At 71.4% G+C, this 18,198-nt stretch carries 14 protein-coding genes; 6 read left to right on the top strand and 8 right to left on the bottom strand.

Going from position 1 to position 18,198, the window contains the following annotated elements; translation table 11 throughout:
- Nucleotides 1-959: hypothetical protein (locus ACFYXC_RS40430; protein WP_389557969.1), on the top strand; the 959-nt coding region annotated here is incomplete at its 5' end.
- A gap of 112 nt (nucleotides 960-1,071) precedes the next feature.
- Here ACFYXC_RS40430 and lysS read toward each other — a convergent pair.
- Nucleotides 1,072-2,823: a lysine--tRNA ligase gene (gene lysS / locus ACFYXC_RS40425; protein ID WP_389557967.1), complete on the bottom strand. Its 1,752-nt coding sequence runs from the start codon at nucleotides 2,821-2,823 to the stop codon at nucleotides 1,072-1,074.
- Between the two features lie 353 nt (nucleotides 2,824-3,176).
- On the opposite strand from lysS, the gene argS reads away from it, so the two are divergent.
- The 3 genes from argS (at nucleotide 3,177) to ACFYXC_RS40410 (ending at nucleotide 7,053) form a co-directional block, all read left to right on the top strand.
- Nucleotides 3,177-4,973, top strand: a complete 1,797-nt coding sequence (argS, locus tag ACFYXC_RS40420) for an arginine--tRNA ligase (RefSeq protein ID WP_389557966.1) — start codon at nucleotides 3,177-3,179, stop codon at nucleotides 4,971-4,973.
- Nucleotides 4,974-5,226: 253 nt separating this feature from the next.
- Nucleotides 5,227-6,153 carry a phosphotransferase family protein gene (locus tag ACFYXC_RS40415; protein ID WP_389557965.1) on the top strand — a complete coding sequence of 309 codons (927 nt, stop codon included), beginning with the start codon at nucleotides 5,227-5,229 and terminating at the stop codon, nucleotides 6,151-6,153.
- 102 nt (nucleotides 6,154-6,255) lie between these two features.
- The gene (locus ACFYXC_RS40410; RefSeq protein WP_389557964.1) at nucleotides 6,256-7,053 is read left to right on the top strand and encodes a DUF4253 domain-containing protein; all 798 of its coding nucleotides are present in this window, start codon (nucleotides 6,256-6,258) and stop codon (nucleotides 7,051-7,053) included.
- 44 nt (nucleotides 7,054-7,097) lie between these two features.
- On the opposite strand, the gene ACFYXC_RS40405 is transcribed toward ACFYXC_RS40410, so the two are convergent.
- Together ACFYXC_RS40405 and ACFYXC_RS40400 are read right to left on the bottom strand one after the other, a co-directional pair.
- Complete coding sequence (locus tag ACFYXC_RS40405; protein WP_389557962.1) at nucleotides 7,098-8,000, bottom strand: SAM-dependent methyltransferase; 903 nt, start codon at nucleotides 7,998-8,000, stop codon at nucleotides 7,098-7,100.
- A 145-nt stretch (nucleotides 8,001-8,145) separates the two neighbouring features.
- Nucleotides 8,146-9,384 (bottom strand): helix-turn-helix domain-containing protein, encoded by a 1,239-nt coding sequence (locus tag ACFYXC_RS40400; RefSeq protein ID WP_389557971.1) that lies wholly within the window; start codon nucleotides 9,382-9,384, stop codon nucleotides 8,146-8,148.
- A gap of 215 nt (nucleotides 9,385-9,599) precedes the next feature.
- On the opposite strand from ACFYXC_RS40400, the gene ACFYXC_RS40395 reads away from it, so the two are divergent.
- Together ACFYXC_RS40395 and ACFYXC_RS40390 are read left to right on the top strand one after the other, a co-directional pair.
- The gene (locus tag ACFYXC_RS40395; protein WP_389557960.1) at nucleotides 9,600-10,265 is read left to right on the top strand and encodes a DUF4232 domain-containing protein; all 666 of its coding nucleotides are present in this window, start codon (nucleotides 9,600-9,602) and stop codon (nucleotides 10,263-10,265) included.
- A gap of 92 nt (nucleotides 10,266-10,357) precedes the next feature.
- Complete coding sequence (locus ACFYXC_RS40390; RefSeq protein ID WP_389557958.1) at nucleotides 10,358-11,239, top strand: NAD(P)-dependent oxidoreductase; 882 nt, start codon at nucleotides 10,358-10,360, stop codon at nucleotides 11,237-11,239.
- A gap of 17 nt (nucleotides 11,240-11,256) precedes the next feature.
- Here ACFYXC_RS40390 and hemB read toward each other — a convergent pair whose 3' ends face one another.
- From hemB to ACFYXC_RS40365, 5 genes are all read right to left on the bottom strand, one after another.
- A complete protein-coding gene (hemB, locus tag ACFYXC_RS40385; RefSeq protein WP_389557957.1) occupies nucleotides 11,257-12,249 on the bottom strand; it encodes a porphobilinogen synthase in 993 nt (330 codons plus the stop codon).
- A 291-nt stretch (nucleotides 12,250-12,540) separates the two neighbouring features.
- The gene (locus ACFYXC_RS40380) at nucleotides 12,541-14,229 is read right to left on the bottom strand and encodes a uroporphyrinogen-III synthase (protein WP_388926851.1); all 1,689 of its coding nucleotides are present in this window, start codon (nucleotides 14,227-14,229) and stop codon (nucleotides 12,541-12,543) included.
- Nucleotides 14,226-15,185 carry a hydroxymethylbilane synthase gene (hemC, locus tag ACFYXC_RS40375; RefSeq protein ID WP_389557955.1) on the bottom strand — a complete coding sequence of 320 codons (960 nt, stop codon included), beginning with the start codon at nucleotides 15,183-15,185 and terminating at the stop codon, nucleotides 14,226-14,228. The genes ACFYXC_RS40380 and hemC overlap by 4 nt, the downstream gene beginning before the upstream one ends.
- Nucleotides 15,182-17,149, bottom strand: a complete 1,968-nt coding sequence (locus ACFYXC_RS40370; RefSeq protein WP_389557953.1) for a glutamyl-tRNA reductase — start codon at nucleotides 17,147-17,149, stop codon at nucleotides 15,182-15,184. Before ACFYXC_RS40370 ends, hemC begins: the two co-directional genes overlap by 4 nt.
- Nucleotides 17,146-17,925 (bottom strand): redox-sensing transcriptional repressor Rex, encoded by a 780-nt coding sequence (locus tag ACFYXC_RS40365; protein WP_388926842.1) that lies wholly within the window; start codon nucleotides 17,923-17,925, stop codon nucleotides 17,146-17,148. The genes ACFYXC_RS40370 and ACFYXC_RS40365 overlap by 4 nt, the downstream gene beginning before the upstream one ends.
- Nucleotides 17,926-18,198: the final 273 nt, after the last annotated feature.

The following is an 18,198-nucleotide window of genomic DNA, read 5'->3' as shown; positions in this document are numbered from 1 at the left end:
CCACGTTCCTGCTGTGGCGCCGGATGAAGCTGTGGGAGCTGCGTTCCTACGAGCAGGTCATCAAGCTGGAGCAGGAACGACTCGTCTACCAGGCCCGGCTGCGCTCCCGCTTCGGCCGGTCGTGGCGCCGCAAGGCCCCGGTGGAGTCCCTGATGCCGCTGCGGCTGGCCCGTTACGGCGTGCCGCTGGCGGAGACGGCCCCGTCCGGCCTGGCGGCGGCGGGCATCGAGCCCGCGCTGCTGCCCCCGGCGCCGCGGCCGCAGACGGAGCTGGAGCGCGTCGAGACCCCCGCGGCCGCCGTCCCGCCCCAGGTGGGCCCCGGGTCACCGCGCGACGACCGGCACCGGCAGGAGCAGGACGACGCCCGCCACCCCGCCGAGCGGCAGGAGCCGCAGGAGCAGCAGTGGCAGGAGCAGCCGGAGTACGTGGAGGAGGAGCCGGAGTCGAGCCCCTGGTTCGCTCCCCCGCACCAGGAGGTCGTCTACGAGGGCGGCTACGACCCGTCGTACGTGCCCGACGACCAGATGTGGGCGCAGTACGAGGCGCAGCAGGCCCAGTACGAGGCCGAGCAGCGTCAGGCGTACCAGGGACGCGGGCAGCGGGTGCTCCAGGAGCAGCAGGCGCCGCAGGAGCAGAACGTCCAGGAGCAGGGCTTGCGGGAGTACGAGGAGCGGGAGCCGTCCCCGGAGGACACCGGGACCTTCCCGATCCCGTCGGGCCCGAACCGCACCCGCCAGCTGGGCGAGGGCGGTGGCACGCCGGTCCAGGAGCCGGACGAGGAGTCGTTCTACCAGGTCTTCAAGCAGTCCATAAACGGCAGTTACCCGACTCCGCGCGAGTTCGGTGACAACGTCGAGGCGGAGTTCCGGGTGACCCTGCCGGAGCCGGAGGCCAAGCGCCTGGTCACGCGCTTCACCAACCGGCACACCGTGGAACTGGAAGAGGACCACATCGCGTAGGCCGGCCCGCGAAACGGTCACGTGCACGCGCGCACGTGAAGGGGGCGCCCGGAAACCTCCGGGCGCCCCCTTCACGTGGAACCGCCGCTACGTGGAACCGCCGCGTCCGCTCCTACTCGCCGAGCAGCTTCCGCACCCGCTCCTGGCCCACCGCGAGGAGCAGGGTGGGCAGGCGCGGGCCGGTGTCACGGCCCACCAGCAGGTGGTAGAGCAGCGCGAAGAACGTGCGCTGGGCGACCTTGATCTCGGCCGGGAGCTCCTTGGGGCCGGCGTCGGCGGAGAAGCCGGCCTGGACCTTCGGGACCCCGTAGACGAGGTGGGTGAGCCCGTCCAGCGACCAGTGCGTGTCGAGCCCGTCGAGCAGCAGCCGCAGGGAGGCGCGGCCCTGGTCGTCGAGGGACTCGATGAGCTTCGTGTCCGCCTCCTCCCGGACGACGGTCCGCTGGTCGGCGGGGACCTGGGTGTTGATCCACGCCTCCGCCTTGTCGAGCCTCGGCCGGACGTCGTCGAGCGACGTGAGCGGGTCGGCGGGGTCGAGCTCGCTGAGGATGCGCAGGGTCTGGTCCTCGGCGCCGGCGGTGATGTCGGCGACGGAGGCGAGCGTGCGGTAGGCCATGACGCGGGGCGTCCTCGGGAGCTCACCCGCGGCGGTGCCTACGGCGCGCGCGTGGGCGGCGACGTCCGCGGGCAGGGCGGAGCCGTCGGCCACCTTGCCGGCCAGCTTGTCCCACTCGTCGTAGAGCCGCTGGATCTCCTGGTCGAAGGCGATCTTGAACGACTGGTTGGGCCGGCGGCGGGCGTAGAGCCAGCGCAGCAGCTGCGGCTCCATGATCTTGAGAGCGTCACCCGGGGTCGGGACCCCGCCCCTGGAGGACGACATCTTCGCCATCCCGGAGATCCCCACGAAGGCGTACATGGGCCCGATGGGCTGCCTGCCGCCGAAGATGCTCCCGACGATCTGCCCGCCGACCTGGAAACTCGACCCGGGCGAGGAGTGGTCGACACCACTGGGCTCGAAGACGACGCCCTCGTACGCCCAGCGCATCGGCCAGTCGACCTTCCAGACCAGCTTGCCGCGGTTGAACTCGCTGAGCCGGACGGTCTCCGAGAAGCCGCACTCGCCGCAGGTGTACGTCAGCTCGGTGCTGTCGTCGTCGTAGGCCGTGACGGTGGTGAAGTCCTTGCCGCAGCCCCCGCAGTAGGGCTTGTACGGGAAGTACCCGGCGGAACCGGTGCCGTCGTCCTCGGCGGCCGCGCCGGACCCCTCGGCGGCCTCCAGCTCGGCCTCGTCGACGGGCTTCTGCCCCTGCTGCTTCGCGTTCTTCGCGGGGACCTTCCTGGTCCGGTACTGGTCGAGGATCGCGTCGATGTCACCGCGGTGCCGCATCGCGTGCAGGATCTGCTCGCGATAGGTGCCCGAGGTGTACTGCTCGGTCTGGCTGATCCCGTCGAACTCGACGCCCATCTCCGCGAGCGCCCCGACCATGGCGGCCTTGAAGTGCTCGGCCCAGTTCGGGTACGGGGAGCCGTTCGGGGCGGGTACGGAGGTCAGGGGCCTGCCGATGTGCTCGCCCCACGACGCGTCGGTCCCCGGGACGCCGTTCGGCACCTTCCGGTACCGGTCGTAGTCGTCCCACGAGATCAGGTGCCTGACCTCGTGTCCGCGGCGCCTGATCTCGTCGGCGACCAGGTGCGGGGTCATGACCTCGCGCAGGTTGCCGAGGTGGATGGGGCCGGAGGGGGACAGTCCGGACGCGACGACAACGGGTTTGCCCGGGGCTCGGCGCTCCGACTCCTCGATGACCTCATCCGCGAAACGGGAGACCCAGTCGGTGGTCTCGGTGCTCTGAGCCACGATCGGCACGTCCTTCTTTCCTCAGGAGGTGTCATGAGCCGGCGGTACGGTTCGCACGGCTGACACGTCATTCTCCCAGCTACGCCCTCATCCACGAAAACGCCTTTCCCCGCCCCCGCCGCCCCTTCCCGTCCCGACCCTGGGGGCTGCGCCCCCAGACCCCCGCTGTCGCGTGCGCGCTCTTCCTCAAACGCCGGACGGGCTGGATCTTCCAGCCCGTCCGGCGTTTGAGGACCGGGGGTTCGGGGGCTGGCCCCCGAGTAGTGACGGGAATGGGTAGGGGCGGCGGGGGCGAAAACCCCTTTACCCCCCGTGGGATACTGGGCGAACCCATATCCACGAGGAGAACGGCACCCACTGAAATGGCCTCGGTCACGTCCCTCACCGCCCACGTCCACCAGCGCCTGACGGCCGCGCTCACGGCAGCCCTGCCGGAGCCCACGGCCGCGGACCCGCTGCTGCGACGCAGCGACCGGGCCGACTTCCAGGCCAACGGGATCCTCGCCCTGGCGAAGAAGGCGAAGGCCAACCCCAGGGACCTCGCGACCCGGGTCGTGGACCAGGTCGTCAAGGGCGACCTGATCGAAGACATCGAGGTCTCCGGCCCCGGCTTCCTGAACATCACGGTCACGGACCGGGCGATCACCGAGACCCTCGCGGCCCGCGCCACTGACCCGGCGGAGCGCCTCGGCGTGCCGCTGCTCGACCACCCCGGCACGACGGTCATCGACTACGCCCAGCCGAACGTGGCGAAGGAGATGCACGTCGGCCACCTCCGCTCTGCGGTGATCGGCGACGCGGTCACGCAGATCCTGGAGTTCGTCGGCGAGAGCGTCGTCAGGCGGCACCACATCGGCGACTGGGGCACCCAGTTCGGCATGCTCATCCAGTACCTGGACGAGCACCCGCACGAACTGGACCGCAGGAGCGCCGCGGAGGACACCGAGGGCGGCACCACGGAGACGGGCGAGGAGGCGATGTCGAACCTCAACCGCCTCTACAAGGCAGCCCGCACGCACTTCGACTCCGACGAGGAGTTCAAGACGCGGGCCCGCCGCAGGGTGGTCGACCTGCAGGCCGGCGACCCGGCCACCCTCGCCACCTGGCAGCGGTTCGTGGACGAGTCGAAGGTCTACTTCTTCTCGGTCTTCGAGAAGCTGGACATGGAGATCCGGGACGCGGACATCGTCGGCGAGTCGGGCTACAACGACATGCTGGACGAGACGTGCCGCCTGCTCGAAGAAGCCGGGGTGGCGCAGTGGTCCGAGGGCGCGCTGTGCGTGTTCTTCGACGACGTCAAGGGGCCGGACGGCAACCCGGTCCCGCTGATCGTGAAGAAGTCGGACGGCGGCTACGGCTACGCGGCGACCGACCTGTCCGCGATCAGGAACCGCGTCTTCGACCTCAAGGCGGACACGCTCCTGTACGTGGTGGACGCCCGCCAGTCCCTGCACTTCAAGATGGTCTTCGAGACGGCCCGCAGGGCGGGCTGGCTGAACGAGGAGACGAAGGCGCAGCAACTGGCCTTCGGTACGGTCCTCGGCAAGGACGGCAAGCCCTTCAAGACGCGTGAGGGCGAGACGGTCCGGCTGGTGGACCTCCTGGACGAGGCGATCGACCGTGCCACGACGGTGGTCCGCGAGAAGGCCGGGAAGGTGGGCCTGACCGAGGAGGAGATCGTCGGGAACGGCCGGTTCGTCGGGGTGGGCGCCGTGAAGTACGCGGACCTGTCCACGTCCGCCGTCCGGGACTACAAGTTCGACCTGGACCAGATGGTGTCGCTGAACGGCGACACGAGCGTGTACCTCCAGTACGCGTACGCCCGTATCCAGTCGATCCTCCGCAAGGCCGGGGAGGCGCGTCCGCTGGCCCACCCGGAGCTCGCGCTGGCCCCGGCGGAGCGGGCACTGGGGCTGCACCTGGACCAGTTCGGCGAGCTGCTCCTGGACGTGGCCGCGGGGTACGAGCCGCACAAGCTGGCCTCGTACCTGTACCAGCTGGCGTCGCACCTGACCACGTTCTACGACCAGTGCCAGGTGCTGAGCGACGCGAACCCGAAGGAGGTCGTCGAGAACAGGCTGTTCCTCGTCGACCTGACGGCCCGCACGCTCCACCAGGGCATGGCCCTGCTCGGCATCAGGACGCCCGACCGCCTCTGAGCACACCGGCCGGGGCCCTTGACCCGCGCGACAGCCCTTCACCCGTTCGGGTGAAGGGCTGTCGCATGTGCGCACGTCAGGCGCTGGCCAAAGGTTGAGGTCTCGGGAGGCACCCCCCAGTATGCGATGCTGCGGGGCCGCCAACGCCCAACACCGGGATCCCCGAGCCTCGTTGAACCGCACGCTGGGAGCGCAATGAACACCGCACCGCCCCTCTCCGCCCTTCCGGCCGCCCGGAGGGTGTTCGCCAGTCATGCTGCCACTCGTTGAGACCGGCGAGGAGCTGGACCAGGTCGTCCGGGACGAGGCCCTGCTGCGGCCGGCCGTCGCGGACCTGTGCGAACGCCTCGGTCTGGTCCCGAAGCCGATGGTCCGCTACATCGAGGGCTCGCTGCCGGTGTACGCCATCGGCGCCGCGCACGTACTGAAGCTGTTTCCCGCCTTCGAGAAGCTCGACGCCAGGCGCGAGGAGCGGATGCTCACCCATGTGTACGGCAAACTGCCGGTGCCGACACCGCAGTTGTACTCGGCCGGCGCGTACAAGAACGGCTGGTCGTTCGTCCTGATGTCCCGGCTGCCCGGCGAGGGCCTCGCGGACGCCTGGCCGCGCATCCCGGCGCCGGAGCAGGACCGTATCGTCACGGAGGCCGGTGAGACGCTCGCGGCGATGCACGCGCTGGGTACCGCCCCGCTCGCGGGCGTCATGGGTCCGTCGGACTGGGGCCTGTTCGTCGACTCGCAGCGCGCGAACGCCGTGGAGCAGCAGCGCGAGTGCGGGCTGCCGAAGGAGTGGCTCGACCAGATCCCGTGGTTCCTGAGCTCGGTGCCGCTGGCCGCCCCGGCGCGACGTGTGCTGCTGCACACCGAGTTCATGCGCCAGCACCTGACCGTGGACCCCGACGGCTGGCGCCTGACGGGCCTGTTCGACTTCGAGCCCGCGATGGTCGGCGACCCCGCCTACGACTTCGTGAGCGTCGGCCTGTTCCTCTCGTGCGGACAGCCCCGGCTGCTGAAGCGGTTCTACGAGGCGTACGGCCGCCCTCCGTTCGACCCGCACACGCTCATGGCGTACACACTGCTGCACGTCTACAGCAACCTGCCCTCGTATCTGCGCGTGCTGCCCCGACCGCCCCAGCCGACGCTGGACTCGCTCGCGCAGACCTGGTTCGGCACCGACTGACGGACCGCCACGGGGGGCCGGCGCCCGGGCGGACGGTGCGTCACCCGGTACGGGCGCCGGCTCCCGGAGCCGTTGTCAGTGGCGGCCCCTAGAGTCACCGGCATGGCGACTCTTCCGAACCAGCTGCCGACGCTCGCGGCCGACCCGGCCGGCCACTCGCTCGGTCTCGACCTCCCGCCCGGCGCCCTGCTCGACACGACGGTCGAGGGCCCCTGGGACGAGCCGCTGATGTGGCGCGCCGACGCTCCGGCCGCGCCGGGCGACTGGCTGCGGCTGGCGTCCGCGCGCCGCACGGCCGGTCTGCACCCGGTCCTGGTCGGCGGCAGCGGCACCGGCGACTCCCACCCGGACACCTGGGAGCTGGACCCGGGCCGCGCGTCCTACCCGGGCGACCACGACGCCGAGGAGGTGCTCGCGGAGCTCTGGGAGGACTACGCGGCCGAGGCGGAGGACGCCGACTGGCCCGGCCCCGCCGCGACGGGCGAGCCGGAGGCCGACCCGGACGCGCGGGCCGCCGAGGTGACGGACACCCTCGTCGGCGACGCGAGTCCGCTCAAGGACCCGCGCCTCGCGCTCGTCCCGGCCCGCCGCAGCGCCGACATACCGGCCGCCGTGGGCTGGTGCGGTCCGGCCGGCCTCACGGACGACGTGGCGGAGCTGTGCGCGGTCCTGCGCTCCTGGGAGGACCGCTTCGGCGCCCGGGTCGTGGCGCTCACCTTCGACCAGCTGACCGTCTCCGTCGCCGCACCGCCCCGGACGCCGGCCGAGGCGGCGGCGACGGCCGCCGAGCACTACGCGTTCTCCCCGGACACCGTCACCCAGAGCGGCCACGCCTCCCTGCGGGCGTACGCCGAGCACGAGGTGCTCGGCGCCCGCTCCTGGACCTTCTGGTGGGACTGATCGGAGGGGACCGACCCGCACGACGGCGGACCGGTGCGCGGGCCTCAGGGCTTGCGGCCGGTGACCGCGTACACGTTGATGTCCGCGTCCGTCACGTCGTTGATGTCGTGGTAGCGGACCTTCTCGATGTCGTCCAGGGTGTCGAGGTAGCCCGCCTCGGGCAGCTCGGGCACGGGCGCCGCGTGGTCGGGCCGCCAGTGGTGGGCGGGGACCACACCGGGCTCGTCGATCTCCAGCCCGTTCTCGGTGAGGAACCGCTCGACCTCCGCCTTCGTACGCAGCACGAAGGTGAAACCGCGCTCGGTGTACGTCCGCTGGACCGCGCGGACGTTCTCGGGGTTGAGGTCCTCGGTGAGATGGCTGAGCACGAGCCGGCTGCCCGAGGGCAGTGCCTCGATCAGCTCGCGGACGATCGGGTACGCCCGCTCGTCCTCGACGAAGTGCAGGATCGCCACCAGCGCGAGGGCGATCGGCTGCTCGAAGTCCAGGGTCTTGGCGGCCCCTTCGAGGATCTGCCCCGGGTTCTCCAGGTCGGCGTCGATGTAGTCGGTACGGCCCTGGGGCCCGCTGGTGAGCAGGGCGCGCGCATGGGCGAGGACGACCGGGTCGTTGTCGACGTACACGACACGGGAGTCGGGGGCGATGCGCTGGGCGATCTGGTGCACGTTCTCCTGGGTCGGCAGCCCGGTGCCGATGTCCAGGTACTGGTGGATGCCCTCTTCGCCGGTCAGCGTGTTCACGGCGCGGCGCAGGAAGTCGCGGTTGTGCCGGACGTCGAGGTAACCACGCGGGTTGGCGGCGAGCGCGGCGGCCGCCGCGGCCCGGTCCACCGGGTAGTTGTCCTTGCCCCCGAGGAAGACGTCGTAGACACGGGCCGGGTGCGCCCTGGTGGTGTCGATCCTCCTTCTCAGCTCGGCGGGGTCCTGGCTGAGAGCGTCACCGGGCATTGGGTCTCCCCCTGGAGAGTCGCGTCGTCGATGGGCAACAACCTAACTCCCGGGACGACTTGATGGTGCCCCGCCCCGGCATCCGGGGACAGCGAATTCTCCGACCGACGTTTCACCGCTCCCCCACCCGGGAAGGGATGAACGCTCAGCCGGGCACATCCGGCTCATACGCGTCGCGCCCCCAGGCGGAGTCACCGAGCGGCTGGGTGTAGGCGGGCCGCCCCACGTTCCCGCTCGTCCGGAAGGGCTTCCCGTTGTCGTCGACGCGTACGGTGCCCTTCTTGTTCCCGCTCGACCACTCCAGCTCCAGGTACCAACTGACGTGGTGCGTCCGGGCGTCCGCGAAGACGTAGAAGACCTCGGGGTCGGTCTCACTCACCTTGTACGGAAAGTCGCGCTGGCCGGCCCTGGGCGCGACCGCGGGCCGCCCCTCGTCCAGATCGACCCCGAACGACGTGGTGTCCACCTGGCCGCCGCAGCCGACGCCCATCACGAAGTCGTTCCAGGCGAGCGGCGCGCTCTTGTCCACCACCCGCACGTGCAGCTCCTCCAGGACGACCGTGGCCTTCCCGGCCCCCTGCACGGTCAGCCCGAGCATCTGCTGCCCGGCGGCGACCCCGCCGAGCGCGTTGACCCACCCGCGCGCGTCGGGCTCACTGGGCGGCGGGGGCACCCGCTCGGGCTCGCGGTCGACGAGATAGTGCTGGCTGCACGGGCCCTCCCACTTGTACGGGTTGACGGCGACCGTGGGCGGGGTGGCGCCGTCCGCGACCCCGGCGTCCCGCCCCGCCCCGGCTCCGCCGCCTTTGGCCGCGGACGGGGAGACGGACACCGGGGGACTCGCGGACCGCGAGGCGGACGGCGCGGCCGACCGCCCCTTGCCGTCGGCGGACCTGCTGGGCCCCGGACCGCCGCCGGCGGACCCGGCGGACTCCACGGACTGCTCGCGGCCCTCGCCGTCACCGCCCCCGGGCACAAGATTCACCAGGAGCGCGGCGGACACGACGGCGGCAGCCACGGCGGCACCGGCGAGAACGACGGTACGCCGCCGCACACCCGACCTGCCCCCCGGCACGGAAGCACCGGCCCCACCACCGACCGCACCCCCGACCCCGACCTCGGCCTCTCCCCCCACCGGCCGCTGCTTGCGCCGCGCGTCCGCGAGCACCCACCGCCGATGCAGCTCCACCAGCTCCTCGGGCGTCGCCCGGCACACCCGGGCGAACCGCTCGACGGGCGCGTAGTCCGTCGGCACGGCATCCCCGTTGACGTACCGGTGAAGCGTGGACGCACTCGTGTGGAGCCGCTTCGCGAGCACTCCGTAGCTGAGCCCGGACCGCTCCTTCAGCTGCCCCAACAGCTCCGTGAACTCGTCCCCCGCCACCGTTCTCCCTCTCTCCACGTCCCGGATCCGCATTCCAGGGGTAGGTCATTCCCCCAGGTCAGAGCCGTTTTTGTCATTCCAGCGTCCCGGAAACGGCGACAGATGTGGCGGCCGGGACGGACCGCCGCACAAGCTTGGGCCATCCAAGCACGCCGCTCCCGGCACCCGGTCGAGCGGTCCGTGCCACCACCCGTACCGCATCAGGGGGAACTCACATGTCCGCACGCACCACCCGTCCTCGTCTGCTCGCCGCCGCCGCACTCACGGTCGCCGCGCTGTCCCTGACGGCGTGCAACAGCGCGGAGGGCGTCCGCGACGAGGGCTCGTCCGCAGGCACCTCGTCCGTGGCCCCGGCGCCCAAGGCAAAGGCGGACACGGCAGCCGCCAAGGACTCGAACTCCTCCTCCCTCCCCGCTTCCTCCGCACCCTCATCCTCTTCCTCTTCCTCTTCTTCGTCCTCGTCCTCGTCGTCCGCGCTGACGCCCTGCACGAGCATCCGTGCGACGGCCACCGTGGTTCCGCGCCCCCTCAACCACCTCCTCCTCGCCGTCACCAACACGGGCTCGAAGGTCTGCCACCTGCCCGACTACCCGGCCGTCCGCTTCGGCGAGGCCCAGTCGGTGCCGCCGGTGTTCGAGGAGTCCAAGCCGCAGGCGGTGGTCACGCTGGCCCCGGGCGAGTCCGGCTACGCGGGCGTACGCCTCTCGTCGGCGGACGGCAGCGGCTCCAACGGCTACACGGCCAAGTCGCTGACGATCTACCTGAACACCGACTCGGAGACGTCGGCCACCCCGTCCCTCCCCAAGAAGGGCGTGTACGTGGACGACACGATCGGCGTCTCGTACTGGCAGGCGACGAGGGCCGACGCCCTCACCTGGTGACGCCGGCAGGCCGCCACACCCACCACGAGGTAAGCACCTGAGCGGAAAGTGGGTACTTGTGACGAGTTGAGCCCCCGGCCAGCATGGTCGTCATGGCACCCCACAACTCGTCAGACACCCCTGTCACCGTCCTCGGCCTGGGCCTCATGGGCACGGCGCTCGCGAGCGCCTTCCTGAAGGCCGGCCACCCCACCACGGTCTGGAACCGCACCCGTTCGAAGACGGGCCCCCTCACCGCGCAGGGCGCGACTCCGGCCGACACCCCCGCCCGGGCGGTGACAGCGAGCCCGCTCGTCGTCGTCTGCCTGACGACGTACGACGACGTCATCGCACTCCTCCAGCCGCACGCCACCGAGCTGGCGGACCGCACCCTGGTGAACGTCACCAACGGAACACCGGCCCAGGCGAGGACGTTCGCGGCCTGGGCACAGGAGCACGGCATCCGCTACGTCGACGGCGGCATCATGGCCGTACCCCAGATGATCGGCACTCCGGCCGCGTACACCCTCTACAGCGGCGACCGGGAGGCGTACGAGACCCACCGTCCGGCCCTCGCGTCCCTGGGCGGCACCCGCTGGACGGGCGAGGACCCGGGTCTGGCGGCGCTCTACGACCTGTCCCTGCTGACGGGCATGTACGGCATGGTGGCGGGCGTGGTGCAGTCCTTCGCCCTGATCCGCTCGCAGGGCATCGAGGCCCGGGAGTTCGCCCCGCTGCTCTCGGACTGGCTGGACGCCATGACGGCGAGCCTGGTGCCGGGCACGGCCGAGGCGGTCGACACCGGCCGCCACCTGACCGACGTCTCCAGTCTGGCCGTCAACCAGGCGGCGTTCCCGAACCTGCTGACCACCTTCACGGACCAGGGTGTACGCACAGGACTCTTCACCCCGATGCGCGACCTCCTGGACCGGGCGATCGCCGAGGGCCACGCAACCGACGGCCTCTCCCGCCTGGTGGACCTCCTCAAAGCCTGACGCGCGCCCCTGCCCGCTCAGTGCAGCTTCTGCGCGACCTCGACGGCCCAGTACGTGAGGATGTTCCGCGCCCCGGCCCGCTTGATACCGGTCAGCGTCTCCAGGATCGCCTTGTCACGGTCGATCCACCCCTTCTCCGCGGCGGCCTCGATCATCGAGTACTCCCCGGAGATCTGGTACGCGGCCACGGGCACGTCCACCGCGTCCGCGACACGCGCCAGGACGTCGAGGTAGGGCCCGGCAGGCTTCACCATGACCATGTCGGCGCCCTCCTCCAGGTCGAGCGCCAGCTCCCGCAGGGACTCCCGCACATTCGCGGGATCCTGCTGGTACGTCTTCCGGTCACCCTTCAGCGACGAGCCGACGGCTTCCCGGAAGGGTCCGTAGAAGGCGGACGAGTACTTGGCGGTGTAGGCGAGCACCGCCACGTCCTCCCGCCCGATCTGGTCCAGGGCGTCGCGAATGACACCGATCTGGCCGTCCATCATCCCGCTGGGCCCCACCACATGGGCCCCCGCGTCGGCCTGCACCTGCGCCATCTCGGCGTACCGCTCCAGGGTGGCGTCGTTGTCGACGCGCCCTTCCGCGTCCAGCACACCGCAGTGCCCGTGATCGACGGTCTCGTCGAGACACAGGTCGGACATCACCAGCAGCTCGTCGCCGACCTCGGCCCGCACGTCCCGGAGGGCGACCTGCAGGATTCCCTCGGGATCCGTCCCGGGCGTCCCCACGGCATCCTTCTTCGACTCCTCCGGCACGCCGAAGAGCATGATCCCGGAGATGCCGGCCTCCACCGCACCCAGCGCGGCCTTCTTGAGGCTGTCCCGGGTGTGCTGCACGACGCCCGGCATGGCGGCGATGGGCACGGGCTCGGCCACGCCCTCCCGCACGAAGGCCGGAAGGATGAAGTCGGCGGGATGCAACCGGGTCTCGGCGACCATGCGCCGCATCACAGGACCGGTCCGCAACCGCCGCGGCCGCGTACCGGGAAAGGATCCGTACGAAGTCATACGACCACGCTACGCCCGCCCCGGAACCACCTTTACCGACGCAGAGTCGGAGGGAGCCGCGGCCCCCGCCCCGCCGCAGGCCGCCCCACGACGGGAGCGGGCCGTGCCGGTACGTCGCATCCCGTCGCGTAGGGCTCCTGCAAGAAAGCCCCACCGTCCAGACGTACAGCAGTACACCCGGAAGGCGACGGGATCGACGTACCGGCACGGCCCCGACCCGACACCCCACGCCCGGCGGCACCACCAAGCAGCGGCACCACCACATGGCGGCACCACCGAGCCACGTCACACCTACGTGGTGGTACGCCTCCGCCGAGACCCCGGCCGCCGCTCACTGGGCCGAGTGACGGGATCCCCCGCCTCGACGGCGGAAGCCCGCCGCCGCAGCCCGAACTCCGCCAGCGCCTCGGCCAGCCGATGGACGGACGGCTCCGGCGACATGACATCGACCCGCAGCCCATGCTCCTCGGCGGTCTTGGCGGTGGCCGGACCGATACAGGCGATCACGGTCACGTTGTGCGGCTTCCCGGCGATACCCACCAGGTTCCGCACGGTGCTCGACGAGGTGAACAGAACCGCGTCGAACCCCCCGCCCTTGATCGCCTCACGCGTGTCAGCCGGCGGCGGCGAAGCCCTGACGGTCCGATAGGCCGTGACGTCGTCGACCTCCCAGCCCAGCTCGATCAGCCCGGCGACCAGCGTCTCCGTGGCGATGTCGGCACGCGGCAGGAACACCCGGTCGATCGGATCAAAAACAGGGTCATACGGAGGCCAGTCCTCCAACAACCCCGCAGCCGACTGCTCACCACTGGGCACCAGATCAGGCTTGACCCCGAAAGCGATCAACGCCTTCGCGGTCTGCTCACCCACAGCGGCGACCTTGATCCCGGCGAAAGCACGGGCGTCGAGCCCGTACTCCTCGAACTTCTCCCGGACGGCCTTGACCGCGTTCACCGACGTGAAGGCGATCCACTCGTACCGCCCGGTGACGAGCCCCTTGACGGCCCGCTCCATCTGCTGAGGCGTCCGCGGCGGCTCGACGGCGATCGTCGGCACCTCGTGCGGCACGGCCCCGTACGACCGCAGCTGGTCGGAGAGCGACGCCGCCTGCTCCTTCGTCCGCGGCACGAGCACCTTCCAGCCGAACAGCGGCTTGGACTCGAACCACGAGAGCTGCTCACGCTGCGCGGCGGAGGAACGCTCGCCGACCACGGCTATCACCGGCCTGCCGCCCTCGGGCGAGGGCAGCACCTTGGCCTGCTTCAGCGTCTGCGCGATGGTGCCGAGCGTCGCCGACCAGGTCCGCTGCCGCGTGGTCGTACCGGCAACCGTGACCGTCATCGGGGTGTCGGGCTTACGTCCGGCGGCGACGAGCTCACCCGCCGCCGCACCCACGGAATCCAGGGCCGCCGAGACGACGACGGTCCCGTCGGACGCGCCGACCTCGGCCCAGCAGCGCGCCGACGCCGTACGGGCGTCGACGAACCGCACGTCCGCGCCCTCGGCGTCCCGCAGCGGCACACCCGCGTACGCGGGCACACCCACCGCGGCGGCGACACCGGGCACGACCTCGAAGGGCACACCCGCGGCGACGCAGGCGAGCATCTCGCCGGCGGCGTACGCGTCGAGCCCGGGGTCACCCGAGACCGCACGGACGACCCGCCTGCCGCCCCGCGCGGCCTCCATGACAATATTGGCCGCGTCCTTCGACGCGGGGACGCCAGAGGTCCTTGACACTCCGTCAACTACCTTCAGCTGAGGCGTGTCCGGGCTCGGCTCCGTACAGGTGTCGAGCACGGTGACGTTTCGTCTGGCGTGCGTGCGGACGACGTCGAGCACTTCGGGTTCGGCGACCAGGACATCCGCGTTCCCCAGCGCCTCCACGGCGCGCAGAGTCAGCAGTCCGGGATCACCGGGTCCGGCACCGAGGAAGGTGACGTGCCCGTGTTCGAGGCCGACGGGAAGGGTGGTGGGGCTCAATGTACTCGCTCCCCCATCAGACCGGCCGCGCCCTTGGCAAGCATCTCGGCGGCGAGTTCACGGCCGAGCGCCATTGCTTGGTCATGTGTCTCGGGCACGGGACCGGTGGTGGACAACTGCACCAGCGTCGAGCCGTCGGTCGTGCCGACGACGCCGCGCAGGCGCATTTCCTTGACAATCTGCCCGTCGGCCAGGAAGTCGGCGAAGGCACCCACGGGGGCGCTGCAGCCGGCCTCCAGGGCGGCGAGCAGGGACCGCTCGGCGGTCACGGCGGCCCGGGTGTACGGGTCGTCGAGCTCGGCGAGCGCGGCGACGAGGTCCGCGTCGTGCGCGGCACACTCGATCGCGAGGGCCCCCTGGCCGGGGGCGGGCAAAATCGTGTCGACCGGCAGGAAGTCGGTCACTTCACGGGTCCGTCCGACGCGCTGAAGACCGGCGGCGGCGAGGACGACACCGTCCAGCTCTCCCTGCCGTACGAACCCGATCCGCGTGTCGATGTTCCCGCGGATCGGAACGGTCTCGATCGTCAGCCCGTGATCACGCGCGTGCGCGTTCAGCTGCGCCATGCGGCGCGGCGAGCCGGTGCCGATCCTCGCCCCGTCCGGCAGCTCGGCGAACGTCAGGCCGTCCCGTGCGATCAGCACGTCACGGGCGTCCGCGCGGACGGGTACGGCGGCCAGTGCCAGGTCGCCGGGCTGCCCGGTCGGCAGGTCCTTGAGCGAGTGCACGGCGAAGTCGACCTCGCCGCGCAGCAGCGCGTCCCGCAGGGCGGTCACGAAGACGCCCGTGCCGCCGATCTGGGCGAGGTGTTCGCGGGACGTGTCCCCGTAGGTCGTGATCTCCACGAGCTCGACGGGCCGTCCGGTCACCTGGCTCACGGCGTCCGCCACCTGCCTGGACTGGGCCATGGCGAGTTTGCTCCGCCTGGTCCCGAGCCTCAGTGCCTGCTCAGTCATGCTCGCCCTCGGTTCTCGGCGCTCTCGAAGTTGTTGCGGGTGAAGGTGTGTTCTCCGAAGGCCGCGTCGAAGGACGCGCTGCCGCCGGTGGTGCGGTTCTGGGTACTGCGTTCGCCGGCATCACTGCTGCCGACACCACCGTTGCCGGTGCCGACGCCACCGCTGCCGGTGTCGCCCTCCGCGGCCCGGGAGACGGCGGCGACCGTCTCCTGGTCCAGGTCGAACAGGGTCCGCAGCGCGTCCGCGTACCCGGCACCGCCGGGCTCGGCGGCCAGTTGCTTGACCCGTACGGTCGGCGCGTGGAGCAGTTTGTCCACGACGCGTCGCACGGTCTGGGTGATCTCGCCGCGCTGCTTCTCGTCGAGGCCCGGCAGCCGTCCCTCGAGCCGGGCGATCTCGCCCGCGACGACGTCGGCGGCCATCGTGCGCAGCGCCACGACGGTCGGAGTGATGTGAGCGGCCCGCTGGGCGGCGCCGAAGGCGGCGACCTCGTCGGAGACGATCCGCCGCACCTGGTCCACGTCGGCGGCCATGGGCGCGTCGGCGGACGCCTCGGCGAGCGACTCGATGTCCACGAGCCGCACCCCGGGCAGCCGGTGCGCGGCGGCGTCGATGTCCCGGGGCATGGCGAGGTCGAGCAGGGAGAGCACGGGCGCGGGCCGGGGCACCTCGGCGACGGGCTCGGGCCGGCGCCGCTCGGGCACGCGTCCGAGGGCGGTCGCGGCGGCGGCGAGGGCGGCGATGGCCTCGGTCTCGGCGGCGGGGTCGACCACGGCGACGGAGCCGGCCACCCCTTCGGAGGCCGTCCCCGCCACACCCTTGTCCACCCAGGCGGCGTGCTGCTCCAGCTCGGCGGCGGCCAGGCCGGCCACGGCGGCCTCGCCCAGCACGGAGAACCCGGCCGTGCCCTGCACGGCGGAGAGGTCGAGGGGGCAGTTGTCCTCGGCGCCGACGCTGGTGGGCGCCAGTCCGTCCCGCTCACCGGAAGCGGTCGCGGGGCCGCCGGCCGTCACCGGCTGCGCGTCCCCGTCGCCGGCCGGCGACGGGGACGTACGCCCCTCCATCGCCATGGCGACGACCTCGGCCGTCAGGACGAGCCCCGTCGCGCCGGTGCACGAGACGACGACATCGGCACGTGTCAGCTCACCGGCGACCGCGTCGATCGGTACGGCACGGGCCGACACGCTCGTGCCGCCCTGCCCGTCCTGGCCACCCCGCCCGGCGGCCTGGCCGCTCTCGCCGCCCGCCGCGTCCGAACGCCGTCCGTACTGCTCGGTGAGCAGCGCGGCGAGCCGCTCGGCCCGGTCGAAGGTGCGGTTGGCGACGACCACCTCGGTCACTCCGGCGCGCGCGAGCGTGGCCGCGGCGAGCGAGGACATCGAGCCCGCGCCGATCACCAGGACCCGCTTGTCCCGGGCCCAGGCGTCGACCGTCGTGGCGCCGGCGAACTGCTCCAGGCCGAAGGTCACCAGGGACTGCCCGGCCCGGTCGATACCGGTCTCGGAGTGGGCGCGCTTGCCGACCCGCAGCGCCTGCTGGAACAGGTCGTTGAGCAGTCGCCCGGCCGTGTGCAGCTCCTGCGCGCCGGCGAGGGCGTCCTTGATCTGGCCGAGGATCTGGCCCTCGCCGATCACCATCGAGTCAAGACCGCAGGCCACCGAGAAGAGGTGGTGGACGGCCCGGTCCTCGTAGTGCACGTACAGATAGGGGGTGAGCTCGTCCAGCCCGACCCCGCTGTGCTGCGCGAGCAGCGTGGAGAGCTCGGCGACACCGGCGTGGAACTTGTCCACGTCGGCGTACAGCTCGATCCGGTTGCAGGTGGCGAGCACCGCGGCCTCGGTGGCCGGCTCGGCGGCGACCGTGTCCTGGAGCAGCTTGATCTGGGCGTCCGCGGACAGCGCGGCCCGTTCCAGGACGCTGACGGGAGCACTGCGGTGGCTCAGCCCGACGACGAGGAGGCTCATGCCGGCATCACGGCGGGGACGTCCCCGTCGGGCCCTTTCCCGGCCTTCTTGGCCGCCGCGACGGCGGCCTCCGCCTCTGCCTCGAGTGCGGCGTCGGCCTGCGCCTCGGCCTCCTCGCCGGCCTTGCGCTGCTCGTGGAAGGCGAGGATCTGCAGCTCGATGGAGAGGTCGACCTTGCGTACGTCGACGCCGTCCGGCACGGACAGCACGGTCGGCGCGAAGTTCAGGATGGAGGTCACACCGGCGGCGACGAGCCGTTCGCAGACCTGCTGGGCGGCCCCGGCGGGCGTCGCGATGACACCGATCGACACGCCGTTGTCGTCGATGATCTTTTCCAGCTCGTCGGTGTGCTGCACGGGGATCCCGGCGACGGGCTTGCCGGCCATCGCGGGATCGGCGTCGATCAGGGCCGCGACCCGGAACCCGCGCGAGGCGAACCCGCCGTAGTTGGCCAGCGCCGCGCCGAGGTTGCCTATACCGACGATCACTACCGGCCAGTCCTGGGTCAGGCCCAGCTCGCGGGAGATCTGGTAGACGAGGTATTCGACGTCGTAGCCCACACCGCGTGTCCCGTACGAACCGAGGTAGGAGAAGTCCTTGCGCAGCTTGGCGGAGTTGACCCCCGCCGCGGCCGCGAGCTCCTCGGAGGAGACCGTGGGTACCGAGCGCTCCGACAGTGCGGTGAGGGCTCGGAGGTACAGCGGAAGCCTGGCGACGGTGGCCTCGGGAATCCCTCGGCTGCGGGTCGCCGTTCGGTGAGTTCGGCCAGTTGCCACGGTGCTCCTGCGGGTAGCGCGGGGCTGCAGGCGGTCACACGTTCCTGGACCGCCCCGTCGAATGCAGGCTATGTCTTTGTGAACGCGTGCACAAAGATGGTGTCCGATTTGCCCGGGCAACGTGACCGGGGTCACGCGCCCCCGGCGCACCCGTACGGAACCGGCGCTCACGCACCGTCGTTCCTCACTTGTTGGGGGCAAAACCGCACACTCTCCTCTACGATCCCCGCCCCCGAGTCCGAACCGCCCTCGATCCTAAGTGACTTTCCGGCC

The organism is Streptomyces sp. NPDC002701 (assembly GCF_042889045.1).
Lineage (GTDB): Bacteria > Actinomycetota > Actinomycetes > Streptomycetales > Streptomycetaceae > Streptomyces.
This window is presented reverse-complemented; position numbering and strand designations above follow the sequence as displayed.